Origin of the sequence: Sporobacter termitidis DSM 10068 (assembly GCF_900130065.1) — a bacterium.
Taxonomy (GTDB): domain Bacteria; phylum Bacillota; class Clostridia; order Oscillospirales; family Oscillospiraceae; genus Sporobacter; species Sporobacter termitidis.
The window spans coordinates 104380-130589 of the sequence record NZ_FQXV01000012.1 but is presented as its reverse complement, the minus strand read 5'-3'; the positions used below and the strand labels follow the sequence as shown (position 1 = coordinate 130589).

The window sequence follows — 26210 nt, the reverse complement described above, 5'->3', positions numbered from 1 at the left end:
TTTTGCGCCCGTATGCGCTTAAATCAAGCCGCGGCGCTGGTCGCGCCGCAGGGCATATATCATAACTGGCTGCAGCTGTGATATAATGTCAACGGAGAAATGTTATTTTTGAGGAGGCAGTGAGAAATGCCATTCACAGCGAAACCGCGTACATTCAACGCGGCAATCAACGAGACCGTGTTGGGTACCGGGGCGAAAGCCGTTACCCTCGGCGGCCAGAATGTTCTTCCCCTTTATTTCTTTGACAATACGCCAAAGAACGCCCCTGCCGTCGGTATTGAGATTACCGATACCGGCTATGACGCGACGGGTCTGCCCGCCCTGGCCGCCTTTTATGACGGCGCAGCGACACCTGCCGAAAGAGCGAAGAAGGCCGCTTCCGCCGAGGGCGTGAGCTTTGTCTGCCTGCGCTTTGAAGGCGCCGATCCCGGCGGACTGAACAAGAGCATCGCCGACTGCGTCGCCGTTGCGAAGGACGTCCTGAACGCTATTGACGTGCCGCTTGTCGTCGCCGGCTGCAAGAATATCGAGAAGGATGCCGAGTTGTTTTCCGCCGTCGCGGAAGTCTGTCAGGGCAAGAACGTGCTGTTCCTTTCGGCCCGAGAGGAAGACTACAAGACCGTCGGCGCGTCCGTCGGCCTGGCCTACGGCCAGAAGGTCGGCGCTGAGAGCGCCGTCGACATCAACCTTGCCAAGCAGCTCAACGTTGTCATGACGCAGCTGGGCGTATCGGCCCAGAGCATCGTCATGAACTTGGGTGCAGCAGCAGCCGGCTACGGCTTTGAGTATGTGGCGTCCACGCTGGACCGCGTCAAAGCGGCGGCGCTGGAGCAGAACGACACCATGCTCCAGATGCCGGTCATGACGCCTGTCTCCGTCGAGACCTGGTCCGTCAAGGAAGCCATCATGGCTGAGGCCGACATGCCCGAGTGGGGCAGCCAGGAAGAGCGCGGCATCCGCATGGAGACCGTTACGGCGTCCGCCTGCCTCGCTTCCGGCGCCGAGTCCGTCATCCTGCGTCACCCGGCGTCCGTCAAAACGATAGCGGCAATGATCGCCGCTCTCCTGTAAGAAGCGGAGGTATAGAGAAATGGCACTTAAAGGACTCGATATTTTTAAACTCACACCGAAAACGAACTGCAAGGACTGCGGCAACCCCACCTGCATGGCGTTCGCCATGAAGGTCGCCCAGGGCGCCGTGTCCATCGATAAATGCCCGCACATGTCCGCCGACGCGCTGGCCAAGCTGTCCGAGGCCACCGAGCCCCCGATGAAGACGATCTCCATCGGCGAGCACAAGCTGGGCGGCGAGACGGTCATGCTCCGCCACGAGAAGACGCTGGTGAACAAGAACCTGTTCTCCCTGTACGTCTGCGCCGACATGGCCGACGCCGACATCGACGCGAAGATCGCCGAGGCCGTCAAGGTCGATTACGAGCGCATCAGCGAGCGCATGTACGTGGAAACCATCTTTGTCAACGTCGAAGAGACGCAGACGGCCGACCGCGGCATCGCCGTGGCGAAGAAAGCCGCCGCCACCGGCCGCGACCTCATCCTTCGCTGCACAAAGCCCGAGCTGGCCAAGGAAATCGCCGCCGCCGTTCCCGTTAAGGTTCTCGTGGGCGCGAACGCGTCCAATTACGAGGCGCTGAACGCCGTCGCCACCGAGAAGGGCCTTGTCCTCGGCGTCTCCGGCAAGGACCTCGGCGAGCTGCACGATACCATCGAAAAGCTCGAGGCCGCCGGCAACAAAAACCTCATCATCTACCTTGGCGGCACCTCCATCAAGGAAGCCTTCGCCGCCGCCGTCCAGATTCGCCGCGCCGCGCTGAAGGACGAGGACCGCACCTTCGGCTATCCCGCCATCGTCAACCTGGAGCGGCTTGCCCCGGGTGATGACAACCTGCAGGCGTCCCTGGCGTCCCTGTTCACGCTCCGCTACGGCTCCATCCTCGTCATGGGCCGCATGACGTACGCCGACGCGCTGCCGCTGTACGGCCTCAGGCAGAACATCTTCACCGATCCTCAGAAGCCCATGAAGGTCGAGCCGGGCATCTATCCCATCAATGGGGCGGGCGAGAACGCCGTTTGCGCCGTCACCGTCGACTTCGCGCTCACGTACTTCGTCGTCTCCGGCGAAATGGAACGCTCCGGCGTGCCGGTGAACCTCCTCATTTCCGACGCGGGCGGCTACTCCGTCCTGACGTCCTGGGCCGCCGGCAAGTTCTCCGCGGGCTCCATCGCCAAGTTCATCGAAGAGCAGCAGATTGAATCGAAAATCAAAAGCCGTACCCTGATCCTTCCCGGTAAGGTTGCCGTCCTGAAGGGTGAAGTGGAGGCCAAGCTGCCGGGCTGGAACATTGTTGTCGGCCCGAACGAGGCCATCCAGCTGGTCAGATTCTTAAAAGACTACAAATAATTTAGGAGGGTATCAATGGCTAGATTCATCACAATCGGCGAGCGTATCCACTGCATCTCGCCGTCCATCCGCGAAGCGATGGATACCAAAAATCCCGAGCCGATTTTAAAGCGCGCCAAGGAGCAGATCGACGCCGGCGCCACATATCTCGACGTCAACATCGGCCCCGCCGAGTCAAACGGCGAAGAGCTCATGACGTGGGCGGTCAAGCTCATTCAGGAGAACTTTGACAATCATCCGCTTTGCCTCGATACCGCCAACAAGAAGGCCATCGAAGCCGGCATCGCCGTCTACAATCGCTCCAAGGGCAAGCCCATCGTCAACTCCGCGGACGCCGGCGACCGTATCTCCAACATCGACCTGGCCGCCGCCAACGACGCCATCGTCTTCGCCCTCTGCTCGAAGGCCGGCATCTCCAAGGACAACGATGAGCGCATGGCCTACTGTCAGGAAATGCTCGAGCGCGGCATGGGCCTCGGCATGGACCCCGCCGACCTCTGGTTTGACCCGCTGTTCCTTGTCATCAAGGGCATGCAGGACAAGCAAATGGAAGTCCTCGAGTTCATCAAGATGTGCGCCGACATGGGGCTCAATACAACGGGCGGCCTGTCCAACATCTCCAACGGCATGCCCAAGCACATCCGCCCCATCATGGACTCCGCCATGGTCGCCATGGCGATGATGAACGGCCTCACCAGCGCCATTGTCAACCCCTGCGACCTCCGTCTCATGGAGACCATCAAATCCTGCGATATCATCCGCAACGACAACCTCTACGCGGACAGCTACCTCGAAGTGTAATAACAATTATAAAAAGCGGCCGCCGGGAATTCTGTTTCCCAGCGGCCGTTTTCTTGCCGCGTCCGAAGATTCTGCCATAAAAACAGAGCAACGGAAGCCAAAGTGCTTCCGTTGCTTTGCAAAGAGAGGAGAAAGGAGGATATGAAAAAAGGTTCATGATATCATTGGTAACCTTGTGAGTCTTATAATAGCAGGTAAATATTAAGAGAAAAACAAAAATTTGTTACCAAATTGTTAATATTAAAACTTTTTTGTAACTAATATAAATAAGGGACGTGGATTCCCGCCTCCGCGGGAATGACAATGTTGTCGTCCCGCACCGTGCCGCTATCGCCGCGGGACGTGGATTCCCGCCGCGGCGGGCGCGAAGCATTTTATCGGGTGGGCGTCATTTCATCAATATCTCGATGGCGCGGTTGAGCTCCTCGATGGTCTCGGTGTCGCCGGTTTCAACGGCGTCGACGATGCAGTGGTCTATGTGGTCCTTGAGGATGATTTTGCAGGTGGCGTTGATGGCTGAGCGGACGGCGGCCAGCTGGATGAGGACCTCGGAGCAGTCGCGGCCGTCCTCCACCATGTGCTTGACGGCGTTAAGATGGCCGATGAGCTTTGAAAGCCGGTTCAATACGGCCTTGGAGTTTGTGTGCGTATGGGCGTGGGTGTGGTGGACGTGCGCGCCGGCCAGGGCGTCGTCATGGCTGTGGGCGACCGCGGTATCATGCTCGTGGTCGTGGTGGCGCCGGAGCTCTTTTTCGTTGAAGAAATTTTCAGTATACATAGGCAAACTCCCATCCTGGATTTTCGTCCTCAGTTTAATACTATTATACATTGTTCTCACAAAGTCCGTCAAATGCTTTGAGCGGAGAGGGCTTTCATAATTATTCATGTTTTAAGAAAATCCGGGAATACTGACAATGTCTTGTCAGGCATCCGTGGGGCCAAGGCCGCACTCCGCATCCGGGAGTACGGGTGCGGCCCCGTCACTTTATCAGGCGGAGGGCCCGGGGCGGAGCCCCGCCGTTCCCAAAGAGTCGTAGCCGAAGCTCTATACCTCTAGGGAATTTGGGGTATTTATTTCCACAGCGCCCTGTGCTATAGTAGAACTGTAAAAGGAACGGTTGTTATTGCGGCGGTGTGCCGTAAATTCAAGAGATAAAATAAAGGAGGTCGGCTCTATGCTGGACAAGCAGCTCGTGGCGCTTTTGAATCAACAGGTCAATATGGAATGGTATTCGGCATATCTCTATCTCGACATCCACGATTATTATGTCGATAAGGAGCTTAACGGCTTCGGGACGTGGTTCTATATCCAGACCCAGGAGGAGCGGGACCACGCAATGCTCTTCATCAAGTATCTCCAGAACAACAGCGAAAGATTGAAGCTGTCCGACGTCAAGGCGGCGGCGCCGGTCTTCAACAGCTTCCGCGACCCCGCCATTGCCGCGTATGAGCATGAGCAGAAGGTGACGGCCTCCATCAACGCCATCTACGCCGTGGCTTACGAGAAAAAGGATTTCAGAACGATGCAGTTTCTGGACTGGTTCGTCAAGGAGCAGAACGAAGAGGAGAAGAACACCGAGACCATCATCAAAAAATACGACCTGTTCGGCAGCGACCCCAAGGGCCTGTACATGCTCGACCAGGAGCTCGGCGCCCGCGTCTACACCCCGCCCACGCTCGTGCTGTAACATCGGACAATCATTCAGCCAAAAGCCCTGCCTCCCGGCAGGGCTTTTGGCCGTCGATAAAGCCCTTCGGGCTTTATCCGACAAGAGTCTGCATGCAGCGCGCTCAGCCGCGCGCCGCATGAGAAGTGTCACTCCGGAGGCACATGTCCTCCTGCGTGACAATTTTGAATTTATTTACCGCTCCGGCGGCAAACTCTGCGAGGCTTTGCCCTCTGTATGCAGGGCTTTTCTGCGACAAACCGTCATTTCTCCGACGGCATAGCGCGACAAAAATAGGATACCGATGAGGGCCCCGGCGTGGTATATTGGAAGAAAAAAACAAGGGGTGCTGAGCTGTGTTCGACCTGACCGGAAAAATGACGCCGAAAGAGAATTATCTGCGACTGATCAAAGGGGACAACCCGCAGTACTTATGCCATAACAACGTTTATTCACAGGGCATGTTCCCGGACGCTCTGGCGCAGAACAACAAGTACCCCAAGCCGGGGGAGTCCTGCCTGGACGCGTGGGGCGTGCAGTATTCCTGGCCGCTGGGGGAGCCGGGCGGCATCCCGGTGGTGACGGAGGAGAACAAGGTCATCAAGGATATCACGAAATGGGACAAATATTTGAACGTCCCCTGGCCGTCCAAGCTGCAGCTCGACTGGACGGACTGCGACCGGCGGGCCGCGGAGTTCGACCGTGACAACTACCTGCTGCTCGGCTTCTGCTTTACGGGGCTTTTTGAGCTGACCCACAACCTGATGGGCTTTGAGGACGCGCTGATGGCCTACGTGGAGGAGCCGGAGGCGATGGGGGAGCTGCTGGATGTTCTGGTGGAGTATAAGCTCGAATATTTAAAGCTGCTCATCGACCATGTGCACCCGGATATGATCCACATCCACGACGACTGGGGCAGCAAGAAAAATCTCTTCATGTCGCCGCAGACCTGGCGGAGTGTCCTGAAACCCCGCTGGGCCAGGATTTACGACTATATGCACTCCCGCGGCGTGCTCGTCCAGCACCACGCCGACTGCGTCTGCGCGCCCATCGTGGAGGATATGGCGGAAATCGGCGTGGACGTCTGGCAGGGCATCATCCCCCAGAACGATATAAAAGACGTGCAGAAGCGCCTGAACGGCCGGATGGCGCTGCAGGGCGGCCTGGACTGTACGCCCTTCGACTACGGGTCCGGCTGGAACGAGGCGGAGGTCCGCCGGCTTGTGCGCCGCGTCTGCGACGACTACGTCCCGGCCGGCCGGTTCGCCCCCGAGGTGCCCAACGGCGCCCCGCTGACGCCCGGCATCGACGATATTATCGTTGACGAGATGAATACATACGGCGAGCACTTCTTCGACAGGCTCAAAAACTGATACGGAAAAACGGAACGGGGCGGCGCGTCCTGTTCCGTTTTTTTATCTTAAAAACTTCCGCGGAGCGCTAATCCGCGCCGGGAATGTGCCGATACGTAATAATACAGGTATTTTGAGAAAAGCAAAAATGCAATAAAGGGTGAAATCATGAAAGAGATCAACATAGTTGTCGTTGACGATTCCCCATTCTCCGTGGCAATGATATCCAATATCCTGACGGGGAGCGGCTTTAACGTCATCGGCAGCGCCAACGGGCTGGAGGAGGCTGTCGAAGCCGTCAAAACCCTGCAGCCCGACGTCGTCACCATGGACATCACCATGCCCGGCGCGGACGGTATCGAATGCACGAACGCCATCCACAAGGTGGTGCCGAGGCAGAAGGTCGTCATCGTCAGCTCCATGATGGACGAGGAGATTATCCGCCGGGCCAAAAAGGCAAAGGTCAGCGGCTATGTTCAAAAGCCCGTCGACGCCGAGGAGCTGACGCTCGCCATCAACAGGGTCATGGCCGACGAGGAGCTTTTTATCGAGCTGGAAGGGCTCTACACCACCGTCTTCAAGGAGGCGCTGACGGATTCCTTCAACAAGCTCTTCAAGACGGTGCCGGAATTTGAAGCGGAATTTAAGAACAACAACGCGCAGGTGTCCAGAGGCATCTCCGTCGTCATCGGCATCATCGGGAAATACAGCGGCCGGCTGATTCTCGACATGTCCAATGAGACCGCGCGCCACATGGCCGGCACGATGATGAACAGCGACGCGCTGCCGGACGAATATATCGTCAATATCGTGGGCGAGGTCTCCAACATTGCCGCCGGCAACGCCTGCTCCCTGATGAATAAGACAAACAAGCTTTTCGGCCTCCGGGTGGCCCCCCCGACGATCGTCTACGGGGAATCCATCACCATATCAAAATCCGATTTTGACACCGCCTTCTCCGTGACGGCGCAGACCACCTTTGGGGAAATTTTCATGAATGTCGGATTCAACAGGGGCGAATATCAATGAATACAGAATACACCGAGGCATTTTTCAACTCCTTTCAGAACGTCATGCCGCAGCTCGGTATCGAGAGCGTCCGGCTGATCGATATCCAGGATATCGGCAGCCAGATCCACACGCCGGAGGTCGTCTGCATCATCGGCATCATCGGGGACCTGCGCGGCAACGTCATCTATGCCATGAGCGCCGATGCGGCGAAAAAAATTGCCGGTACCATGATGGGCGGCATGGAGCTCGACGAGTTCGACGAGATCGCTCAGAGCGCCGTGGCCGAGCTGGGCAATATGCTGGCGGCCAACGCCTGCACCGAGCTCTCCCAGATTAAAATCAAGGTCGACGTGTCCACCCCGACCCTGATGGTGGGGACGTTTTCCGTCAGCGCCAGCGCTGAGCGCGTCACCCGCATCGAGCTGGCCGCGTCCGATTTTCCCTTCGATATCTTCCTGTCGCTGGAGAAACGATAAGGTAAAGCCATGAGGGCCGGCGCGAAAGCCGGCCCTCATGGAGATTATATGGTTTAGCGAAGGGCCGGTTTCCATGCCGGCCCTTCCTATGTTGGCGCGGCACAAAGGGCGGCGGGATGAGGTCATCCCACCTCTTATGTCATTCCCGCGAAGGCGGGAATCCAGGCCTCGTACAGGGGAACGTGGATTCCCGCCTTCGCGGGAATGACAATGCTTAAAGGAACTGAGGAAATGGCAACGCAAGGGGTCAGCTATTTAAAATGTCTTCCGCCAGCTGCTCGACGTCCTTTTGCTCGGTGGCCCAGCTGGTGCAGAAGCGCACGGCGCTGTGGGCGTGGCCGATCTTCTGCCAGAAGCTGTACTCGTACTTTTCCTTCAGCTTGTTGAGGACGCGATCGGGCATGATGGGGAACTGCTGGTTCGTGACGGATTCGGTGAGAAAGCGGTAGCCCTTTTTGATACACGCCTCCTTGATAATGCCGGCCATTTCGTTGGTGTGGCGGGCGATATCGAAATACAGGTCGTCCTCAAAGAGCGTGATGAATTGCAGGCCTAAAAGCCGCCCCTTTGCCAGCAGCCCGCCCTTCTGCTTGATGATATACCGGAAATCCTGTTTCAGCGCGTTGTCGGTGATAACGAGCGCCTCGCCGAAGAGCGCGCCCGTCTTTGTGCCGCCGATGTAAAACACGTCGCACAGCTCGGCAAAGGCCGGCAGGTCGAGGTCGCTGCCCTCGGCGCAGATGGCGTAGCCCAGCCGCGCGCCGTCCATGTAAAGGATGAGACCGTTCTTCCGGCAGATGCGGCTGAGCTCGGTGAGCTCCTCCCTGGTGTAAATGGTACCGACCTCCGTGGGGTTCGATATGTACACCAGCTTCGGCTGTACCGTGTGCTCCCGGCTATCGTCGCCGTAATGGGCGTCATAAACCTCCTGGACCTGCGCGGCGGTGATCTTCCCGTCCGCGCTGGCGACCGTCAGGACCTTGTGGCCGGTGGCCTCGATGGCCCCGGTCTCATGGGTGTTGATGTGGCCCGTGTCGGCGGTGACGGCGCCCTGATGGGGCCGCAGGCAGGCGGAAATGACCGCCAGGTTCGTCTGCGTGCCGCCCACGAGAAAGTGGACGTCGGCCTCCGGCGCGCGGCAGCGCGCCTTGATGAGCTCGGCGGCCTGCCGGCAATAGTCGTCGTCCCCGTAGCCCACCGTCTGTTCCAGATTTGTCTCGATGAGTTTATTTAAAATGCGCGGATGCGCCCCTTCGCTGTAATCGCAGTTGAATCGCAACACAAGAATTCCTCCAATTTAAAAACTGTCCGCACTCCATTATATACAAAAGACATGAAAAAGGAGCGTCGCGGACAGGCACGTTGCTATTTATGCATTCCGCATGAATGAAAGAAACCGATACCGACGTCAAAGGGTATCGGTTTCTCTATTTTTTCAAACGGGATATGCAGTGTCCTGCATATCATTCAGCTTCAGCCGGCCGCTTCGTCAAAGAGCCTGCAGGCCACCAGATGGCTGCCGCCCATGTCCTTCAGCGCGGGGCAGACCGCGTCGCAGCCGTCAAAGGACTTGAAGCAGCGTGAGGAAAACCGGCAGCCGTCGCCCGGGTCGATGGGGCTGGGCACGTCGCCCTTCAGGATGATGCGCTCCTTTTTCCTGTTGACGTCGATGGTGGGGATGGCGGACAGCAGCGCCTGGGTGTAGGGATTCAGGGGATTTTTGTACAGGTCGCTTTTCGGCGCGATCTCCATGAGCTTGCCCAGGTACATGACGCCGACCCGGTCGCTGATGTGCTTGACCACGTTCAGGCCGTGGGCGATGAACAGGTACGTCAGGCCGAACTCCGCCTTCAAGTCGTCCAAAAGGTTCAGCACCTGCGCCTGGATGGACACGTCCAGCGCCGAGACAGGCTCGTCGCAGACGATCAGCTTCGGCTGTACAGCCAGCGCCCGGGCAATGCCCACACGCTGGCGCTGCCCTCCGGAAAACTCATGCGGGTAACGGTTGCGCTGGTGGTTGGCAAGCCCCACGCAGTTGAGGAGATAGTTGACGCGGCTCTCCACCTCGTTGGACGGCAGCAGTTTATTGATAATGATCGGCTCGGCGATGATGTCGCCGATGGTCATGCGCGGATTCAGGGAGGAGTAAGGGTCCTGGAAGATCAGCTGGATATCCCGGCAGCACCGGCGCCGCTCCTTGTCGCTCAGGGCGGTCAGGTCCCTGCCGTCGAAGATGATCTGGCCGCTGGTGGGCTTGTAGAGGTTCACCAGCATCTTGCCGATGGTCGTCTTGCCGCAGCCCGATTCGCCTACCAGGCCGAAGGCCTCGCCCTTATGGATATCGAACGAGACGTCGTCCACCGCCTTGAGCACCGAGGTCGGCCGCCCCAGAAAGTCGGTGTCCACCGTAAAATACTTTTTGAGATTCTTGATTTGCACAAGAGGCTCGTTCATTCGTTTTCCGCCTCCGTTTCATCACTGTATAAGAAGCACCGGACGGCTGTGCCGTCCTTCCGGACAAGGGCCGGCTTCTTCTGCCGGCATACGTCCATGCATTTGCCGCATCTGTCCGAAAAGGCGCAGCCCTCCGGCAGATGCATGGGATTGGGGACCATGCCGGGTATCATGTTGAGCCTGTCGCGCTCCTCCTCCAGCTTCGGGATGGAGTCCATGAGCCCGACGGTATACGGGTGCCGCGGCGTGGTGAACAGCGTCTTCACGTCCGCCTCCTCGACGATTTTGCCGCAGTACATGACGATGACCCTGTCGGCCGCCTCGGCCACCACGCCCAGGTCGTGGGTAATGAGCAGCACGGCCATGTTCAGCTTTGCCCTGAGGCCGTAGATCAGCTCCAGGATCTGGGCCTGGATGGTCACGTCCAGTGCCGTCGTCGGCTCGTCGGCGATCAAAAGCTCCGGGTGGCACGAGAGCGCCATGGCGATCATCACGCGCTGGCGCATGCCGCCGCTCATCTGGTGCGGGTAATCGCCGGCCCTTTTCTCGGGGGACGGGATGCCGACCAGGTCCAGCATTTCCACCGTGCGCTTCAGGGCGTCCTTTTTGGACAGCTTCATGTGCGTCATGATGCTCTCCGTCATCTGGTCTTTGACGCGGTAGACGGGATTGAGGGAGGTCATCGGCTCCTGGAAGATCATCGAGATCTGGTCGCCGCGGATTTTCTGCAGCTCCCTGAGCGGCGTTTTCACAAGGTCCCTGTCCTTAAACAGGATCTCGCCGCCCCCGATTCTGCCGGGGTCCGAAATGAGGCCCATAATGGACAGGGAGGTCACGCTCTTGCCCGACCCGGACTCGCCCACGATGGCCAGTATCTCGCCCTTATCCACGGAAAAGCTGACGTTGTCGACGGCTCTGACGACGCCGTTCTTCAGCTTGAATTCTGTTTTCAGGTTTTTTACATCAAGTAACATAGCTATAGTCCCTTACCTTTTCCTGGCCTTGGGGTCCAGCGCGTCGCGCAGGCCGTCGCCCAGGAGATTGAAGGCCAGCACGGTGATGGTGATGGCAACGCCGGGGAAGATGAGCGTGTAGGGGGCCGAGAAAATAAACCCCCGCGCGCGGCCCAGCATGTCGCCCCATTCCGCGTAGGGCGGCTGGACGCCGAGGCCGAGAAAGCCGAGCGCCGAGGTGTCCAGCACCGCCGTGGAGATGCCCAGAGTGGCCCGGACGACGATGGAGGACAGGACGTTCGGCATGATGTGCTTAAAGACGATGCGCGGGCCCTTGTTGCCAACGACCTTTGCCGCCTGGACGTAATCGTTTTCCTTGACGGACAGGATGCTGCCCCGGACGATCCGGGCGTATTCCGGGATGCTCACAAGCCCGATGGCGATAACGGCCTTGTCGATGCCCTTGCCCAGAGCCGCCATAAAGGCGATGGCCAGAAGGATCGACGGAATGGCCAGCATCATGTCCATAATGCGCATGATGATCGTGTCGGTTTTGCCGCCCCTGTACCCCGCGGCGGCGCCCAGGAGCGTGCCGATCGTTAAGGAGATGGCCACGGCGGAGAGGCCGACGGTCAGCGAGATGTGCGCGCCGTCGATGATACGGGAGAAGATATCCCGGCCCAGCTGGTCGGTGCCGAACCAGTGCTCGCCGTTGGGGTGGATGAAGCTGGCCGACATGTCTAAGGAGTTCGGATCAAACGGCATGAGCAGCTTGCCGAAGACGGCGATCAAAACGAGCAGGAGGATGATGACGAGCCCGACCATGGCGCCCTTGTTGGATTTCAGGGAGTCCCACATCTGCCTCAGCTGGGATTCCGGCTTTTCCAGAGCCGCGGCGTTTTTGCCGGCGGCCGCGTTATTATTGGCGCTGTCCATCCGTTACGCCTCCTTCTTGTTGTATTTGATACGCGGATCGAGGAACGCGTAAACGATATCGACGATCAGGTTGATGATGACAAAGGTGACCGCCACCAGCATGACGACGCCCTGGACCACGGGAAAGTCCGATTTCAGGATGCATTGGACCGTATACGCGCCGATGCCCGGCCAGGAGAACACCGTCTCCGTGAGGACGGCGCCGCCCAAAAGCGAGCCCAGCTGCAGGCCGATGACCGTGACCACCGGGATAAGGGCGTTTCTTAAAGCATGCTTCCGGATGACCCGGCCCTCGGTAACGCCCTTGGCCCGGGCCGTTCTGATGTAGTCCTGCCCCAGCGTTTCCAGCATGCTGGACCGCGTCATCCGGGCGATGATCGCCATGGAGTACAGGCCGAGCGCCACGGCCGGCAGAATGAGATGCCTGATGGCGCTCCAGAAGCCGGCGAAATTGCCGGCGATCAGCGTGTCGATCAGATAAAAGCCGGTCACCGTTTTAGGCTGCAGCAGGATATCGATCCGGCCTGTGGACGGCAGGATGTGAAGTATCCCCGAAAAGAGGATAATCAGCAGAATGCCGAGCCAGAAGATCGGCATCGACACGCCGATGAGCGCCGTGACCATGCCGGCGGAGTCCACCAGCGTGTTTTTCTTGACGGCGGAAATGGCGCCGATGAGGATGCCGAAAATCGAGGCGAAGATGATAGCCGAGATCGCCAGCTCTATCGTCGCCGGGAACCGCGCCATGATCTCCGCGATGACGGGCGTTTTGGTGTAGTACGATTTCCCCAGGTCCCCCGTGAAAATGCCGATCAGGAAGTGGAAGTATTGGAGATACAGCGGGTCGCTTAAACCGTTGGCCTGGCGCCACGCGTCCACCATGTCCTGTGTGGCGTGCTCGCCGAGCACCACGGGCGCCGGGTCCGGCGAAAAAACGCGCATGATCACAAAAACGATGATGGAAACCCCGATCACAACCGGAATAAGCAGCAAAAGCCGCTTGATTATGTATTTGAGCACCGGCAACAAACCTTTCGTATTCGCAGTATAAATATTCAATAAAGCCCTTTAAAAGTAGCTTATATTATACAGGCATTTAAGGCGAAGTCAAAGTGTTAAAATCTGAAAAAGTCGCGGCAGGCCGAAATTTGTCCCTGCGTTATTCGCCTTTTCGCGCGCCGGCGCGGCCCCGGCGCACGAAAAGATGAATAATTTTCCGCATAATGCCGGGAGAAAGAAAAGTTATTCTTTCTCCCGGCTGTCTGCTGCGGTATAAAGCTTACTTCAGCTTTGTCATCTGGGACAGGAAGACGTTGCCGGTCACATGATAATAGTAATCCTGGATCTTGGGGCTGTAAGCGGAGAGGAGCTTGGAGTGGGAGACCAGCAGCCACGGATTCTGGTCGACCTGGATCTGCTCCAGCTGCTTGTAGATCGCGTTGCGGTCATCGCCGTTGGGCGTTGTTTTGCCCTTGTTGATGAGCTCCAGGTACGTCGGGTCGTTGAAGCGGGAGATATTCATGGCCGGGTCCTTATCGGACAGGAGCGACATGAAGTTGTCGGGGTCGCCGTTATCGCCCGTCCAGCCGTAGAACGCGATGTCGAAGTCGCCGGCCTTGACCTTCTCTTTATACGTCGTCCAGTCATACGAGTCGATCGTCGCGGTGACGTTGACCTTGGAGAGATAGCCCTGAATGGCCGTGGCGAGTACGTCGCCGTTGGCGGTGTTATAGGGGCGCACGTTGGAGTAGGTGATGATGTGGACGGCGGTGACGCCGTTCTTGGAGAGGATCGTCTTGGCGTCGTCCGGATTATAGGCCACCTGCTTGATGTCGGAGGAGAAGCCGGGCACGAAGCTCGGGAGGATGGTGTCGGCCGGGGAGGCGTAGCCCTGGTACAGGCTCTGGACGAGCTCGGGCACGTTGACGGCCTCGGAGACGGCCTTTCTGTTTTCGGCGTTGGAGAAGATGGGAGAGTCGACGTTATAGGCCATGTAGTTGGTGTTCATGCCGTCGGGCTGGTCCACCGTCATGCCGGCGCTTTTCAGCTGGTCGATGACCGTGGCGTCGATGCCGTCGATCATGTCCACCTCGCCGTTGGTGAGGGCGACGACCCTGGCGGAGTTGTCGGAGATGAATCTGAAGATGACGTTCTGGGTCTTGGCCTTGTCGCCCCAGTAGTTGTCGTTGCGGACCAGGACGACGTCCTGACCCTTATCCCACCGGTCGAAGGAGTACGGGCCGGTGCCGACGGGCTTTTCCATGACGCTGCCGTTGTTCTCCTGCAGCGCCTTGGGGCTGACCATCGGGGCCGCCATGCTCATGGCGAGATTTGAAAGGAACGGGGTGTTCTTGTCCTTCAGCGTGACGACGACGGTATAGGTGTCCGGCGCTTCAACCTTGGTGACATAGCCGTAAACGAAATCGGCATAGGTCATGTCGGTCGTGGCGTTGCCGGGCATCTGGCGCTCGATGTTGTACTTGACAGCCTCGGCGTTGAAGTCGGTGCCGTCCTGGAACTTGACGCCCTGGCGCAGCTCGAAGGTGTACGTCAGGCCGTCGTCGCTGACCTTCCAGGAGGTGGCCAGGCACGGCTCCAGAGCCGTTGAATCCTTGGCGTACTTCAAAAGGCCTTCGTAGATGTTGACGATGACCTTGGAGGACTCGCCGTCGTCCACAAGGGCGGGGTCAAGGCCTCTCGGCTCGGCGCCCTGGGCAAAGGTCAGGGTGTCGGCCAGGTTGGCCGCGTCGGTGTTTGCCGGCGCGGACGGGGAAGCGGACGGCGACGACGACGGCGCCGGCGTGGTGCCGCCGCACGCCGTCAGCGTCAGCAGCGACACAAGCGCGATGATGAGCGCAAAGATTCTTGTGTTCTTCATTTTGTTTCCTCTCTTTCACACTTTAAATTATTAAATAAAAGCGCATAAGTGATTACCGCTTTTTTTAATACTGCAGCCATATTCACGGGTTTACAGCACGGTCAGGTCCCGCGGCACGGCGTTGAGCACCTCGCAGCCCGCCGCCGTCACCAGGACAAGGTCCTCGATGCGCACGCCGCCCTCGCCCGGTAAATAAATACCCGGCTCGATGGAAAAAATCATACCTGGAGCCGCAACGATATCGCTGGCGGCGGACACATCCCCGGCCTCGTGCACGTCAAGGCCGATAAAGTGGCCCAGGCGGTGGGTAAAGTACGGGCCGTATCCGGCGTTTTCGATGACCGTGCGCGCCGCGCCGTCCACGTCGCTCAGGCGCACGCCGGGCTTTATGAGGCTGCGGGCGGCGTCGCCGGCCGCTTTGACGGTGTCGTAAACCGCGCGCATGCGCTCAGGGGCGCGGCCTTTAAAATAGGTCCGCGTCATGTCCGCGCAGTAGCCGTCCTTTTTGCAGCCCACGTCAATGAGCACGCAGTCGCCGTCCCTGAGGGCGGTGCCGTCGGGCAGGTGGTGGCCGATAGCGGCGTTGGGGCCGAAGCCGATAAGCGGCGCGAAGGAGGGCCCGTCGGCGCCCAGCTCCTTGTAGATGCGCAGCAAAATGTCCCGGAGCTCCAGCTCGGTAACGCCGGTTTTTATATAAGGCTTGAACGCCTCCATGGCGCTGTCGTTGAGGCGGGAGGCCTTTCGCATCAGCGCGGCTTCCGCGTCGTCCTTGCGGGCTCGGACGGTGTCGACGCAGGCGGAAGCGTTTTTATAGGCGCTGGCCGCGCCCAGCTCCATCAGGCGGAGCAGGAACCGCGCCGGCATATCCTTGTCGATACCCAGCGGCTTATCCCGGTCGGCGCATTGAGACAGGAGGGCGGGGCCGTCCTCCGTGTCGCCGTACCACAGCGTGGTGACGCCGATGTCCTCCGGGAACGCGAACAGCCCGTTGACGACGAGCCGGTGCGCCCCGTTCGTATTCAGATAGAGCGCCAGAAAGCGCTCTCCCGGCTCGATCATTTTGCCGGTGAGATAAAAAATTGAAACGGAGTCCGTGATGATAGCCTGCGAGAGGCCCTCTTCGGCCATCCGTTCCAACACCCTTGATAATCGTCTTTGATTCATGAGCGCTAAAACAACCTTATTCGAGAATTTAACGGTAAATTTACAATATCATATCAATTTAGTCCGGTATAATCAAGAGAAATTGAAAAAAACGTGGTAAAAATGACAGTGATTTAACTCGATAATTGGTTATCATGCTAAATCGATAATAAACCTGCGGACGAAAAAAATGACGTTCCCGGTTGCAAAAACCGGCGGCGTGTGCTAAGATGAGGTTGACCCCACCCGCAGAGGGGGAGGGGTACGAAACGGAGATGAGTAAGATGGTCAGCCATAAGGACGATTCCGAAGTGATGAACAGCCTGAAAACCGCGCGCGGGCAGATCGACGGGATCCTGAAAATGATCGACGAGGAACGGTACTGTATCGATATCTCCAAGCAGATATTCGCCGTGCAGTCCCTTCTGAAAAAGGCCAACATGAAAATACTGAAGGACCACATGCACTCCTGTGTCCTGAGCGCCGTCAGCGAGGGCAGCGGAGACGAGAAGATCGACGAGATCATCTATATCCTTGAAAAGTATATCGACAGGTCATGATTGTGCCAGAGAGGGCAGGAAAAAGATATGACAACTAAAACATACCCCGTCACGGGGATGACGTGCGCGGCCTGCGCCGCCGCCGTCAAGAGGGCCGTCTCCAGGCTCGAGGGCGTCGAGACCAGCGAGGTGAACATCGCCACCGAGAAAATGGACGTGGTTTACGACGAGGCGCGCCTGAGCTTTGATACGATCAAAAAGGCCGTGGAGGACGCCGGATACGGCCTCGTCGACGAGCCCCGCACCAAAAAGGTCGAGCTGATGGTGGAGGGCATGACCTGCGCGGCCTGTTCGGCCGCCGTGGAGCGCGTGACAAAGCGCCTGGACGGCGTCGCGGACGCGCAGGTGAACCTCACCACCGGCCGCGGCGTCTTTGAATATGACCCGTCAAAGGTCAAGCTCAGCGAGCTCAAGGCGGCCATCGAGGACGCGGGCTACACCCCTCGGGACATCGAGGGGGAGAAAACCAGGGATTTCGAGCAGGAGAGACGCGCCCGCGAGCTCCGAAATATGCGCAACCGCCTCATTACGGCGGCCGTCTTCGCCGCGCCGGTCCTGTACATCGCCATGTCCCACATGTTCCCGGGGCTCCATATACCGATCCCGCAGTTCATGAGTCCCCAGGCGCATCCGCTCGTTTTCGCCCTTGTGCAGCTCTTTTTGACGATCCCGGTCATTATTGCCGGCAGCCGGTTTTTCACCAGGGGCTTCAAAACGCTTTTCAAGGGCGCGCCGAATATGGACACGCTGGTGGCCATCGGCACGGGCAGCGCGTTTTTGTACAGCCTGTTCGCCACGGTGCGTGTTTACCTGGGGGACGAGATGTTTGCCATGTCGCTCTACTTTGAGTCGGCCGCCGTCGTCATCACCCTCGTCATGCTCGGCAAGTATCTGGAGGCCGCCAGCAAGGGCAAGACGTCCGACGCCATCAAAAAGCTCCTGCAGCTCCGGCCCACCACGGCCACCGTGGAGAAGGATGGCAGGGAGCTGGAGGTTCCGCTGGACGAAGTGTCCGTGGGCGATATCGTCGTGGTGCGGCCCGGCGCGGCCTTCCCGGTGGACGGCGTCGTCGTGGACGGCGTCACCACGGCGGACGAATCGATGCTGACGGGCGAGAGCCTGCCTGTTGACAAGCAGCCCGGCAGCGAGGTCACCGGCGGCAGCATCAACGGCGAGGGGCTCGTCCGGTTTAAGGCCACCCGCGTCGGCGGCGACACGGCCCTGTCCAAGATCATCAGGCTGGTGGAGGACGCCCAGGGCAAAAAGGCGCCCATCGCCAAGCTGGCGGACGTTGTCTCCGGCTGGTTCGTGCCGGTGGTTCTGGGCATTGCCGTCGTGGCGGCGGTGGCGTGGGCGCTCGGCGGCAAGGACTTCAACTTCGTCCTGACGATTTTCGTCTCCGTCCTCGTCATCGCTTGCCCGTGCGCCTTGGGGCTCGCTACGCCGACGGCCATCATGGTGGGCACCGGAAAGGGCGCGGAGCTGGGCATCCTGATAAAGGGCGGCGAGGCGCTGGAGACGACCCACAAAATCGACACCGTCGTGCTGGACAAAACGGGCACCATCACCGAGGGAAAGCCCCGCCTGACCGATATCCGGCTTTACGGGGCCTACGACGAGGCCGGCGCGCTGGCGCTGGCAGCCTCCAGCGAGCGCGGCTCCGAGCACCCCATCGCCCGCGCCATCGTCGAGGACGCCGAAACGAGAGGCCTTGACCTGACGAAGCCCGAGAGCTTCAAGGCGGTGCCCGGACGCGGCATCGACGCTTTAGTGGGCGGCGTCCGCGTCCTGGCCGGCAACTTAAAGCTCATGCGGGAAAATAATATCGATACCGCCGCGGCGGACAGGGACGCCGAGGCGCTCTCCGGCGCCGGCCGGACGCTCATGTATATCGCCGCCGGCGGGCAGCTCATGGCGCTGATGGCGGCCTCCGACACGGTCAAGCCCTCCAGCCGCGCGGCCATCGAGAGGCTTAAAAAGCTCGGCATCCAGGTCTGGATGATCACGGGCGACAATAAGGCCACGGCCCAGGCCATCGCCGGCGAGGTGGGCGTCGACAACGTCCTGTCCGACGTGCTGCCCCAGGACAAGGCCGGCGAGGTCAAAAGGCTCCAGGAGGCCGGGCGGAAGGTCGCCATGGTCGGCGACGGCATCAACGACGCCCCGGCCCTCGTCCAGGCCGACGTGGGCCTCGCCATCGGCACGGGCACGGACGTGGCGGTGGAATCCGCCGACGTGGTGCTCATGCGCGGCGACCTCAACGAGGTGCCCGCCGCCGTGGCGCTGTCCCGCGCCACCATCAGGAACATCAGGCAAAACCTCTTCTGGGCGTTTATTTACAACACCATCGGCATCCCCTTCGCCGCCGGGGTGGTGTATCTGTTCGGCGGGCCTCTGCTGTCCCCGATCTTCGCCGGGGCGGCGATGGCGTTCTCCTCCGTGTCGGTGGTCACCAACGCCCTGCGCCTCAAGCGCTTTAAAGTCAGGCAATGACGGGCAAAGCCCGATTCATTCACTTCAATCAAATCAAAGGAGAATTTACAATGCAAAACATCGTCCTCAAGGTAGAAGGCATGTCCTGCAGCCACTGTGAAAACAGGATCAAGAAAGCGGTCGGGAATCTGACGGGGGTCAAAAGCGTCGGCGTGAGCCTCCAGGACAAGACGGTCACCGTCGAGCTGGACCCCACGGTGCTCGACGCCGTTAAAATCCGGGAAACGATCGAGCACGAGGGCTACGACGTCGTCGCGTGACGGCGGCCTGACAGGGAGGCGCGCGGATGACGCAGGGAAAAACCGTCCTCGTCGTGGATGACGAGGCCAAAATCACCGAGGTCGTGAGCTCCTATCTGGAAAGATCGGGGTATACGGCCATCCGGGCCCACAGCGGGGGCGACGCCCTGCGCCGCTTTAACGAGCGCAGTCCCGCCCTCGTCATCCTGGACCTGATGCTGCCCGACATGACGGGCGAGGAGGTCTGCCGGGAGCTCCGGAAAAATTCGGCCGTCCCGATCATCATGCTGACGGCGAAGGTGGAGGACGCCGACGTGGTCGGCGGGCTCTCCATCGGCGCCGACGACTACGTCACAAAGCCGTTTTCGCCCCGCCAGCTCATTGCCCGCGTGGAGGCCGTGCTGCGGCGCGCGCCGGCGCCGCCGCCGCTGGAGACGTACGAGCTGTACGGCGGCGAGGTGGTCATCGACGCGCGCACCCGCGAGGTGCTGAAGGCCGGCGCGCCGGTGCCCCTGACGCCCAATGAGTTCGGCATCCTGCTGACGCTGGCCAAATACCCGAAAAAGACCTTTACCCGGGCGGAGCTTATAGAGCTGGCGCTGGGCGAGGATTTTGACGGCTACGACAGGGTCATCGACACGCACATCAAAAACATCCGGCAGAAGCTGGGCGACGGCGGCCGGTCGCCCCGCTATCTGCTGACCGTCCACGGGGTCGGCTACAAGATCGGGGGCGCCGGATGAAGCGGTCACTGCGGTTTAAGCTCACAGCGGCCTTTCTCCTGCTGACGCTTTTGACGTTCACGCTCCTGGGCGTCCTGGCCAACGTCATCCTGAAAAAGCAGTTTGCAAGCTACGTCATCGATAATTTAAGCCGTAAAAACACCGAGATCGTCTCGACGCTCTCTGTCCGCTACGCCGACTGGGGCGGCCGGTGGGATATCGGCGGCCTTGAAAGCATCGGCATTGGGGCTATGAGCGACGGGCTCATCCTCCGCGTCAGCAACAGCGCCGGCGCCGTGTTGTGGGACGCCCGGGTCCATAACAGCGGTCTGTGCGCGGCCATGCTCGACGCGATGGCCGCCAACATGCTTCGCCAGGACGCCGGCTTCGACGGGGGCTATACCGAGAAGACCTACGGCGTGGTCTCAGGCGGCAAAACCGTCGGTACCGTGACTATCGGCTATTACGGGCCGTATTTTTACACGGACAATGACATCCGCTACTTAAACACCCTGAATCTTCTCATCCTGCTGGCCATGGCGCTGGTGGGCGGCGCGGCCCTCGTCGCCGGCGCCGTCATGGCAAAGCGCCTGGCGGAGCCGATCTCCAACGTCATCCGGACAGCGGACCGCATCTCGGACGGCGATTACGAAAGCCGCCTGCAAGAGGATTCGACGACGGCGGAGCTCGCCGCGCTGGCCGGCGCCATCAACACGCTGGCCGAAAAGCTGGAAAAGCAGGAGTCGCTCCGCAAGCGGCTCACCGCCGACGTGGCCCACGAGCTGCGCACCCCCATGGCAAACCTGCAAAGCCATCTGGAGGCCATGCTGGACGGCGTCTGGGCGCCCGACGCGGCGCGGCTCAAAAGCTGCCACGAGGAGACCGTCCGCCTGTCAAAGCTCGTTGCCGACCTTGAAAATCTCGCCCGGATCGAGGGCGGGACCCGCGCCCTCCAAAAAGAGCCCGTGGACCTCCACGCCCTTGTCCGGCGGGCGGCGGATTGCTTTGAAAGCGAGCTTGCCGCCAAGCGCATCACGCTCGGAGCGGACCTGCCGGATATCGCCGTGTCCGCCGACAGGGACAAGCTGACGCAGGTTTTGGTGAACCTCCTGTCAAACGCCGTGAAATATACGCCCCCCGGCGGCCGGATCGAGGTTGCCGCGTCCGAGGGCGACGGCGGCGTTTGCATCTCCGTCCGCGATACAGGCGCCGGCATCGCGCCGGAGGACCTGCCGTATATCTTCGAGCGCTTTTACCGGGCCGACAAGTCCCGCAGCCGCGACACCGGCGGCAGCGGCATCGGGCTCGCCATCGTCAAATCCATCGTCACCGCCCACGGCGGGAGCGTCACGGCAAAGAGCGCCCCCGGCGAAGGCAGCGAATTCATCGTCACGCTGCCGCAATAAGCGCCCGCGTCCCCAAGGCTTCCCCTGGGGGAAGCTGTCGGCGCAGCCGACTGATGAGGGGCCTTGCTGGCGCGCCGGGAGTCATCCATCCGGCGCTTCGCGCCGCCTTCCCCTGTCGGGGAAGGCCTGGATTCCCGCCTTCGCGGGAATGACATAGTATGGACTACAGGAATGACACGGTACGGGGACTATGGGATGCCGTTATGCTATGCGTAGGGCGTGACGACCCCGGCACGCCACTCCCGTTGGCGCGGCAGGGCAACTGCAATGCCGCGCGGCACATCGTGATAAAATTTCCGGGGCCCCTTGACGGGGCTCTTTTCTTATGCTACTATCTGAATGAATAAAAAAATATTCATTCAGATACAAACCAGCAAACCAAAGCGGGAGGCCGAAGCATGACCGACAAAAAAGCGGAGATTTTACGGTGCGCGAAGGAATTGTTCAGCGCCAGGGGCTTTAAGGACACCGGCGTGGCGGAAATCATGAAGGCCGCCGGCATGGCCGTCGGCACGTTTTATAATTACTTCACGTCCAAGGACCAGCTCTTTATGGAGCTGTTCAACGCGGAGAACGTCAGGCTGAAAAAGAGCATCCTGGATACGCTGGACCTGGAGGCAGACCCCATGGCCGTCATGAAGGAGATGACCGGCCGAAACCTCCGGGGGATGCTGGAAAACCCCATCCTGAGGGAGTGGTACAACAGGGAGGTTTTTCAGAAGCTCGAGCAGAACTACCGGGAGGAAAACGCCGTGGAGTGCGTGGATTTCCTGTACGACAGCTTCATCGACGTGGTCAGGAAATGGCAGGCCGACGGCAAAATGCGCCGCGATATTTCTCCGGAGCTGATCATGGCCATCTTCGCCGCCCTCGTGTCCGTGGACACCCACAAGGCGGAAATCGGCCTGCACTATTTCCCCCAGGTGCTGGATTACATGTCGGAATTCACAATGAAGGGCCTGATGGATACCGGGGCATGAACGGAGAACAGGCGAAAGAAAGGATGTTAAATATGAAAATCGCGGTGATATCATACTCGCTCACCGGCAATAACGAGGTCCTGGCCAAAGGCGTTGCCGGGGCGCTCCCGGCCGAGCACATCAGGCTTACGGAAGACAAGCGGCGTACCAACGCCACCATCTTCGGGGACGTGGTCCTCGGACGGACGCCGAAGGTGCGCCCCGGGCCGGAAAGTATGGCCCCGTACGACCTTGTGATCTTCGTCGGGCCCGTCTGGATGGGCACGGCGGCCTTCCCGTTCCGCGCCTATTTCCGCCGGCTCAAAAAGGAAGCGAAGAGGTACGCTTACATTTCCCTGAGCGGCGGCTCCCTGGGCTCGAACACAAAGCTTTCCGCGAATCTCAAAAAGCAGACGGGCCGGGCGCCCGAGGCGGTCGTTGACCTCCACATCGCCGACCTGCTGCCCCAGGACCCGAAGCCGACCACAAAGGACATCGGCGCTTACCGTGTCAGTGAAGAGACCGCGCGCCGCCTGACCGGGACCGTCGTCGGCAAGCTGCGGGAAAAAGTGCTGAAAGAAGCGTGACGGGATGAAAAACAATGCCGCCGTGCGCGCGGGAAAAAAGAAAAAGCGCCGTGCCGGTCTTATCGCCGTCCTTGCCGCCGTCGTTATTGCCGCCGCCGCGCTCGTCGGCTGGCTGCAAATCGATAAGGAGCATAAGGAGGCCGCCGGCGTCCCGCTTCATATGGCCGATTTCAGCCGGCTGAGGGACGGCGTCTATACCGGCGGATATCAGGGCGGCATGTACGGCTGGCGCGCCAACTCCGCCCAGGTGACGGTGCAGGGCGGCCGCGTGGTAAGCATCCGGCTGCTGGAGGAGTCCATGAAGTATAACGATACCGCGGCCCGGGACGCGCTCTACGACAGGGTCGTCAAAAACCAGTCCCTCCAGGTGGACGTTATCAGCGGCGCCACGCTGACCTCCAAGGGCTACCTCATGGCGGTGCAAAACGCCCTGCTGCAGGCCGGAGGCTGAACCGGACAGGGGACGGCGGGCAAAAAACAATCGATACGGCAAAAAAGCCGGCGCCTCGCGAATGTAAGCGAGCCGCCGGCCTTTTACTTTCTTGTGAAATTCTGTAAATATGATATAGTAAATCTATCTGATTAAAATTTCGAAAGAGAGCCGCGCATGAAAACATACGCGTTTACGGTAGAACAGGCCCGGCGGTTCATGCTGGCAAAGCAGGGGCTTTCGGGCGCGCACAAATTCAGCGGCAGGCAGGGCGTTTTGGACTTTATCCGCCAGGCCGGATGCGTTCAGTACGACCCCATCGACATCTGCGGGAAAAACGCGGAGCTTGTCCTGTTTTCCCGGGTGGCCGGCTTTACGAAGGAGCTGCTGAACGCGCTTTTGTACGAGGACAGGGCGCTGGTGGACTATTTCGACAAGAACATGGCCATTATCGCCGCCGAAGACTGGAAATACTTCGCCCGCACGCGGCGGCACAACGCCGAGCACGGGCACAGCCGGGAGCTGGTGGAGGCGGTGGCCGGCCCGGTAAAGGAGCTGATCCGGAAGCGGGGCTTCGTCTGCTCCAGGGATGTGGCCGCGCTGAACGCGGCCTCGGCGGGCATCGACTGCGCCGGAAAGGTGGACTGGTCCTGGAACCCCGCGCCGCTGTCCAGGGCCGCGCTGGAGACGCTCTACTTCCGGGGCGAGCTCGTCCTGCACCACAAAAAGGGGACGATGAAGTATTATACCCTGGCGTCCGATGCCCTGGGCGCCGGCATCCTGAGCGCGGCGGACCCGAACGAGACCGAGGCGGACTTCATCCGCTGGATGATCGCCCGGCGCGTCGGCGCCGTCGGCCTGCTCTGGAACAGGCCCTCCGACGCCTGGCTCGGTATTGGCGGGCTGACGGCGGAAAAGCGGAACAGCGCGTTCTCCCGGCTCCTGGAGGAGGACAGGCTCATCGCCTGCCGGGTGGACGGCCTGTCGGCGCCGCTTTATTTACAGGGGGAGGACGAGCCCCTCGCGCGTGAGATACTGGAGGGCGGCGGCGGGCACGGCCGGCTGGAGCTTCTCGCCCCGCTGGACAATATGCTGTGGGACAGAAAGCTCATCAAAGCGCTGTTCGATTTTGACTACAAGTGGGAGATTTACACGCCGGTCAGCCAGCGCAGGTTCGGCTACTACGTGCTGCCGGTGCTTTACGGCGGCGCCTTCGCCGGCCGGATCGAGCTGGAGGCCGACAGGAAGGCGGCGCGGCTCCTCGTCAAAAACTTCTGGCCGGAGCCGGGCTTTCAGCAATCAAAGCGTTTTGACCGGCAGCTGGCCGCGCAGCTTCAGCGCTTTGCGCGCTTCAACGGCTGCGCACAGGCTGTCAAAGCGTGAGGCGCCTTGAATCGGACTTCAAACCGGGGGAGTGACACGATGGATAACGGCACCGAGAAAAGCGGTTCATACGGGCAGTTTGCGTCCCAGCTGCTGGGCGCCCTGGCGGGCGACCGCGGGCTGCAGAGCATTGTTGAAATCGGCTTCAAAATGCTCCAAAACCCTCTCATCGTCACGGATAAGAGCTGGAAGGCCCTCGCCATGGCGTCGGAGGTGGACGTGCCGGACGATAAGGACTGGAACGCCCTCCGCGAAAACGGCCTGCTCACGCCGGACGCCGTCGCCGCCGGCGTCCGGGAAAACCTGGCCGACCGGATCGATCGGAGCGACGCGGCTTTCCGGTATCAGACCGCCGGCATGGCGTACCCCCGCATCTTCAAAAGGCTGACGGTGGGGGAGAAGACGGCCGCGACGGTCTCCGTCCTCGAGTATTTAAAGCCCTTTTCCGAGGAGGACGTGCCGCTTTTGAATCTCCTGTGCGACGCCGTCTCCGCCGAGCTTCAAAAGAGCCGGTTCCGGCAGTATTCCCGGGGAATGCTCTACGAGGATTTTATCTGGAACCTCCTGGAGGGGCGGCTGACCGACCCCCGGGCCATCGAGGAGCGGGTCAGGCTTCTAAATCTCGGCCTCAAGAAAAACATTTACATTTTCGTCTTCGACGTGCGGGAGTACGACGTGCGCCAGTTTTCCGTGTCCTACATGCGCGACACGCTGGAGCAGATGATCAGCGGCGGCAGGGCGATCGTCTACAACAATTACATCGTCATCACGGCCAGCTTTTCCCGGGCCAGGGACATTTTTAAAACCGAGCTTTTAAACCTCGGCGTCTTTCTGAAAAAATACAATATCCGCTGCGGCATATCCCGCCGGTGCACCCAGCCCTCCGAGCTCCGCTTTTATTACGAGCAGGCGCTGGACGCCATGCGCGTCGGCACCCACATGGACGGCGACCGGTATATCTACCCCTACGGGGAATACGCCATCTACCACATCTCGGAGGCCTGCGCCGGCGCGGGGGGCGTAAAAAAATACGGCCACCCGGCCCTGGAGGCGCTCATGGCCCACGACAGGGAGTACCAGACCCATTTCACCGCCAGCCTCTACGCCTATCTCCGGTCTTTTAAGAACATTACCAACGCCGCCGGCGCTCTGCACCTCCACCGCAACACGATGGTCTATCACCTCAAGCGCATCGAGGAAATCATGGACCTGAGTCTCGACAATTACGACGCCGTCCAGCAGATTGAACTCACCTTCAGGCTCCTGGAATACGATAAAAAAATTGAACGGTACCTCAAATGGGACGAGCTCCCGGAATCAGATCATTAGCCCACCCGCCCG

The 26210-nt window shown here is 60.0% G+C and carries 25 protein-coding genes; 17 read left to right on the top strand and 8 right to left on the bottom strand.

The genetic code is table 11. From position 1 onward, the window contains the following. Positions 1–126: 126 nt before the first annotated feature. Genes acsD through acsE form a run of 3 tightly spaced genes read left to right on the top strand, consistent with a single transcriptional unit; the run spans position 127 to position 3220 of the window. Positions 127–1071, top strand: a complete 945-nt coding sequence (acsD, locus tag BUB60_RS15535; protein ID WP_073080917.1) for an acetyl-CoA decarbonylase/synthase complex subunit delta — start codon at positions 127–129, stop codon at positions 1069–1071. 19 nt (positions 1072–1090) lie between these two features. Beyond that, a complete protein-coding gene (gene acsC, locus BUB60_RS15530; protein WP_073080915.1) occupies positions 1091–2419 on the top strand; it encodes an acetyl-CoA decarbonylase/synthase complex subunit gamma in 1329 nt (442 codons plus the stop codon). Between the two features lie 15 nt (positions 2420–2434). Beyond that, entirely contained in the window at positions 2435–3220 is a 786-nt protein-coding gene (gene acsE, locus BUB60_RS15525) for a carbon monoxide dehydrogenase/acetyl-CoA synthase methytransferase subunit (protein WP_073080913.1), read from the top strand. 388 nt (positions 3221–3608) lie between these two features. Here acsE and BUB60_RS15520 read toward each other — a convergent pair whose 3' ends face one another. Then, positions 3609–3998 (bottom strand): metal-sensing transcriptional repressor, encoded by a 390-nt coding sequence (locus BUB60_RS15520; protein WP_073080911.1) that lies wholly within the window; start codon positions 3996–3998, stop codon positions 3609–3611. A 397-nt stretch (positions 3999–4395) separates the two neighbouring features. On the opposite strand from BUB60_RS15520, the gene BUB60_RS15515 reads away from it, so the two are divergent. The 4 genes from BUB60_RS15515 to BUB60_RS15500 all read left to right on the top strand — a co-directional run bounded on the left by BUB60_RS15515 (position 4396) and on the right by BUB60_RS15500 (position 7726). After that, positions 4396–4908 carry a ferritin gene (locus tag BUB60_RS15515; RefSeq protein WP_073080908.1) on the top strand — a complete coding sequence of 171 codons (513 nt, stop codon included), beginning with the start codon at positions 4396–4398 and terminating at the stop codon, positions 4906–4908. Positions 4909–5243: 335 nt separating this feature from the next. After that, positions 5244–6260 carry a uroporphyrinogen decarboxylase family protein gene (locus tag BUB60_RS15510; protein WP_084726537.1) on the top strand — a complete coding sequence of 339 codons (1017 nt, stop codon included), beginning with the start codon at positions 5244–5246 and terminating at the stop codon, positions 6258–6260. Between the two features lie 147 nt (positions 6261–6407). Continuing rightward, on the top strand, positions 6408–7268 hold the full coding sequence (locus BUB60_RS15505; protein ID WP_073080906.1) for a response regulator: 861 nt from the start codon (positions 6408–6410) through the stop codon (positions 7266–7268). Beyond that, positions 7265–7726: a chemotaxis protein CheX gene (locus tag BUB60_RS15500; RefSeq protein ID WP_073080903.1), complete on the top strand. Its 462-nt coding sequence runs from the start codon at positions 7265–7267 to the stop codon at positions 7724–7726. The genes BUB60_RS15505 and BUB60_RS15500 overlap by 4 nt, the downstream gene beginning before the upstream one ends. 247 nt (positions 7727–7973) lie before the next feature. Here BUB60_RS15500 and BUB60_RS15495 read toward each other — a convergent pair whose 3' ends face one another. From BUB60_RS15495 to BUB60_RS15465, 7 genes are all read right to left on the bottom strand, one after another. After that, entirely contained in the window at positions 7974–9008 is a 1035-nt protein-coding gene (locus BUB60_RS15495; RefSeq protein ID WP_073080900.1) for a threonine aldolase family protein, read from the bottom strand. 191 nt (positions 9009–9199) lie between these two features. After that, a complete protein-coding gene (locus BUB60_RS15490; protein WP_073080898.1) occupies positions 9200–10180 on the bottom strand; it encodes an ABC transporter ATP-binding protein in 981 nt (326 codons plus the stop codon). After that, positions 10177–11154 carry an ABC transporter ATP-binding protein gene (locus BUB60_RS15485; protein ID WP_073080895.1) on the bottom strand — a complete coding sequence of 326 codons (978 nt, stop codon included), beginning with the start codon at positions 11152–11154 and terminating at the stop codon, positions 10177–10179. Before BUB60_RS15485 ends, BUB60_RS15490 begins: the two co-directional genes overlap by 4 nt. Before the next feature lie 12 nt (positions 11155–11166). Next, complete coding sequence (locus tag BUB60_RS15480) at positions 11167–12069, bottom strand: ABC transporter permease (protein ID WP_073080893.1); 903 nt, start codon at positions 12067–12069, stop codon at positions 11167–11169. A gap of 3 nt (positions 12070–12072) precedes the next feature. Further along, complete coding sequence (locus tag BUB60_RS15475; protein ID WP_073080961.1) at positions 12073–13089, bottom strand: ABC transporter permease; 1017 nt, start codon at positions 13087–13089, stop codon at positions 12073–12075. A 259-nt stretch (positions 13090–13348) separates the two neighbouring features. After that, positions 13349–14947 carry an ABC transporter substrate-binding protein gene (locus BUB60_RS15470; protein WP_073080891.1) on the bottom strand — a complete coding sequence of 533 codons (1599 nt, stop codon included), beginning with the start codon at positions 14945–14947 and terminating at the stop codon, positions 13349–13351. Positions 14948–15037: 90 nt separating this feature from the next. Then, a complete protein-coding gene (locus BUB60_RS15465) occupies positions 15038–16111 on the bottom strand; it encodes a M24 family metallopeptidase (RefSeq protein ID WP_073080889.1) in 1074 nt (357 codons plus the stop codon). Positions 16112–16365: 254 nt separating this feature from the next. Between BUB60_RS15465 and BUB60_RS15460 the strand changes: the two genes are divergently transcribed. The 10 genes from BUB60_RS15460 (at position 16366) to BUB60_RS15415 (ending at position 26198) form a co-directional block, all read left to right on the top strand. Continuing rightward, on the top strand, positions 16366–16650 hold the full coding sequence (locus BUB60_RS15460; protein ID WP_242941226.1) for a metal-sensing transcriptional repressor: 285 nt from the start codon (positions 16366–16368) through the stop codon (positions 16648–16650). A 27-nt stretch (positions 16651–16677) separates the two neighbouring features. Further along, complete coding sequence (locus BUB60_RS15455) at positions 16678–19143, top strand: heavy metal translocating P-type ATPase (protein WP_073080885.1); 2466 nt, start codon at positions 16678–16680, stop codon at positions 19141–19143. A 50-nt stretch (positions 19144–19193) separates the two neighbouring features. Next, positions 19194–19403: a copper ion binding protein gene (locus tag BUB60_RS15450; RefSeq protein ID WP_073080883.1), complete on the top strand. Its 210-nt coding sequence runs from the start codon at positions 19194–19196 to the stop codon at positions 19401–19403. Between the two features lie 26 nt (positions 19404–19429). Further along, on the top strand, positions 19430–20125 hold the full coding sequence (locus BUB60_RS15445; RefSeq protein ID WP_073080881.1) for a response regulator transcription factor: 696 nt from the start codon (positions 19430–19432) through the stop codon (positions 20123–20125). After that, positions 20122–21510, top strand: coding sequence for a sensor histidine kinase (locus BUB60_RS15440; protein ID WP_073080879.1), 1389 nt, complete (start codon positions 20122–20124; stop codon positions 21508–21510). Before BUB60_RS15445 ends, BUB60_RS15440 begins: the two co-directional genes overlap by 4 nt. A gap of 398 nt (positions 21511–21908) precedes the next feature. After that, positions 21909–22490 carry a TetR/AcrR family transcriptional regulator gene (locus BUB60_RS15435; protein WP_073080877.1) on the top strand — a complete coding sequence of 194 codons (582 nt, stop codon included), beginning with the start codon at positions 21909–21911 and terminating at the stop codon, positions 22488–22490. A gap of 32 nt (positions 22491–22522) precedes the next feature. Further along, entirely contained in the window at positions 22523–23056 is a 534-nt protein-coding gene (locus BUB60_RS15430) for a flavodoxin family protein (RefSeq protein ID WP_143162382.1), read from the top strand. A 4-nt stretch (positions 23057–23060) separates the two neighbouring features. Beyond that, positions 23061–23507, top strand: a complete 447-nt coding sequence (locus BUB60_RS15425) for an FMN-binding protein (protein ID WP_073080872.1) — start codon at positions 23061–23063, stop codon at positions 23505–23507. Between the two features lie 156 nt (positions 23508–23663). Beyond that, positions 23664–24869, top strand: coding sequence for a winged helix-turn-helix domain-containing protein (locus BUB60_RS15420; RefSeq protein WP_073080869.1), 1206 nt, complete (start codon positions 23664–23666; stop codon positions 24867–24869). A 39-nt stretch (positions 24870–24908) separates the two neighbouring features. Further along, positions 24909–26198: a PucR family transcriptional regulator gene (locus tag BUB60_RS15415; RefSeq protein ID WP_073080867.1), complete on the top strand. Its 1290-nt coding sequence runs from the start codon at positions 24909–24911 to the stop codon at positions 26196–26198. Positions 26199–26210 lie beyond the last annotated feature (12 nt).

Excerpts from the sequence above, each read along its gene's own strand:
- acsD (WP_073080917.1), top strand. The coding sequence starts at position 127 with ATGCCATTCACAGCGAAACCGCGTACATTCAACGCGGCAATCAACGAG.
- acsC (WP_073080915.1), top strand. The coding sequence starts at position 1,091 with ATGGCACTTAAAGGACTCGATATTTTTAAACTCACACCGAAAACGAAC.
- acsE (WP_073080913.1), top strand. The coding sequence starts at position 2,435 with ATGGCTAGATTCATCACAATCGGCGAGCGTATCCACTGCATCTCGCCG.
- BUB60_RS15520 (WP_073080911.1), bottom strand. The coding sequence starts at position 3,998 with ATGTATACTGAAAATTTCTTCAACGAAAAAGAGCTCCGGCGCCACCAC.
- BUB60_RS15515 (WP_073080908.1), top strand. The coding sequence starts at position 4,396 with ATGCTGGACAAGCAGCTCGTGGCGCTTTTGAATCAACAGGTCAATATG.
- BUB60_RS15505 (WP_073080906.1), top strand. The coding sequence starts at position 6,408 with ATGAAAGAGATCAACATAGTTGTCGTTGACGATTCCCCATTCTCCGTG.
- BUB60_RS15500 (WP_073080903.1), top strand. The coding sequence starts at position 7,265 with ATGAATACAGAATACACCGAGGCATTTTTCAACTCCTTTCAGAACGTC.
- BUB60_RS15490 (WP_073080898.1), bottom strand. The coding sequence starts at position 10,180 with ATGAACGAGCCTCTTGTGCAAATCAAGAATCTCAAAAAGTATTTTACG.
- BUB60_RS15485 (WP_073080895.1), bottom strand. The coding sequence starts at position 11,154 with ATGTTACTTGATGTAAAAAACCTGAAAACAGAATTCAAGCTGAAGAAC.
- BUB60_RS15480 (WP_073080893.1), bottom strand. The coding sequence starts at position 12,069 with ATGGACAGCGCCAATAATAACGCGGCCGCCGGCAAAAACGCCGCGGCT.
- BUB60_RS15470 (WP_073080891.1), bottom strand. The coding sequence starts at position 14,947 with ATGAAGAACACAAGAATCTTTGCGCTCATCATCGCGCTTGTGTCGCTG.
- BUB60_RS15465 (WP_073080889.1), bottom strand. The coding sequence starts at position 16,111 with ATGAATCAAAGACGATTATCAAGGGTGTTGGAACGGATGGCCGAAGAG.
- BUB60_RS15460 (WP_242941226.1), top strand. The coding sequence starts at position 16,366 with ATGAGTAAGATGGTCAGCCATAAGGACGATTCCGAAGTGATGAACAGC.
- BUB60_RS15455 (WP_073080885.1), top strand. The coding sequence starts at position 16,678 with ATGACAACTAAAACATACCCCGTCACGGGGATGACGTGCGCGGCCTGC.
- BUB60_RS15450 (WP_073080883.1), top strand. The coding sequence starts at position 19,194 with ATGCAAAACATCGTCCTCAAGGTAGAAGGCATGTCCTGCAGCCACTGT.
- BUB60_RS15445 (WP_073080881.1), top strand. The coding sequence starts at position 19,430 with ATGACGCAGGGAAAAACCGTCCTCGTCGTGGATGACGAGGCCAAAATC.
- BUB60_RS15440 (WP_073080879.1), top strand. The coding sequence starts at position 20,122 with ATGAAGCGGTCACTGCGGTTTAAGCTCACAGCGGCCTTTCTCCTGCTG.
- BUB60_RS15435 (WP_073080877.1), top strand. The coding sequence starts at position 21,909 with ATGACCGACAAAAAAGCGGAGATTTTACGGTGCGCGAAGGAATTGTTC.
- BUB60_RS15430 (WP_143162382.1), top strand. The coding sequence starts at position 22,523 with ATGAAAATCGCGGTGATATCATACTCGCTCACCGGCAATAACGAGGTC.
- BUB60_RS15425 (WP_073080872.1), top strand. The coding sequence starts at position 23,061 with ATGAAAAACAATGCCGCCGTGCGCGCGGGAAAAAAGAAAAAGCGCCGT.
- BUB60_RS15420 (WP_073080869.1), top strand. The coding sequence starts at position 23,664 with ATGAAAACATACGCGTTTACGGTAGAACAGGCCCGGCGGTTCATGCTG.
- BUB60_RS15415 (WP_073080867.1), top strand. The coding sequence starts at position 24,909 with ATGGATAACGGCACCGAGAAAAGCGGTTCATACGGGCAGTTTGCGTCC.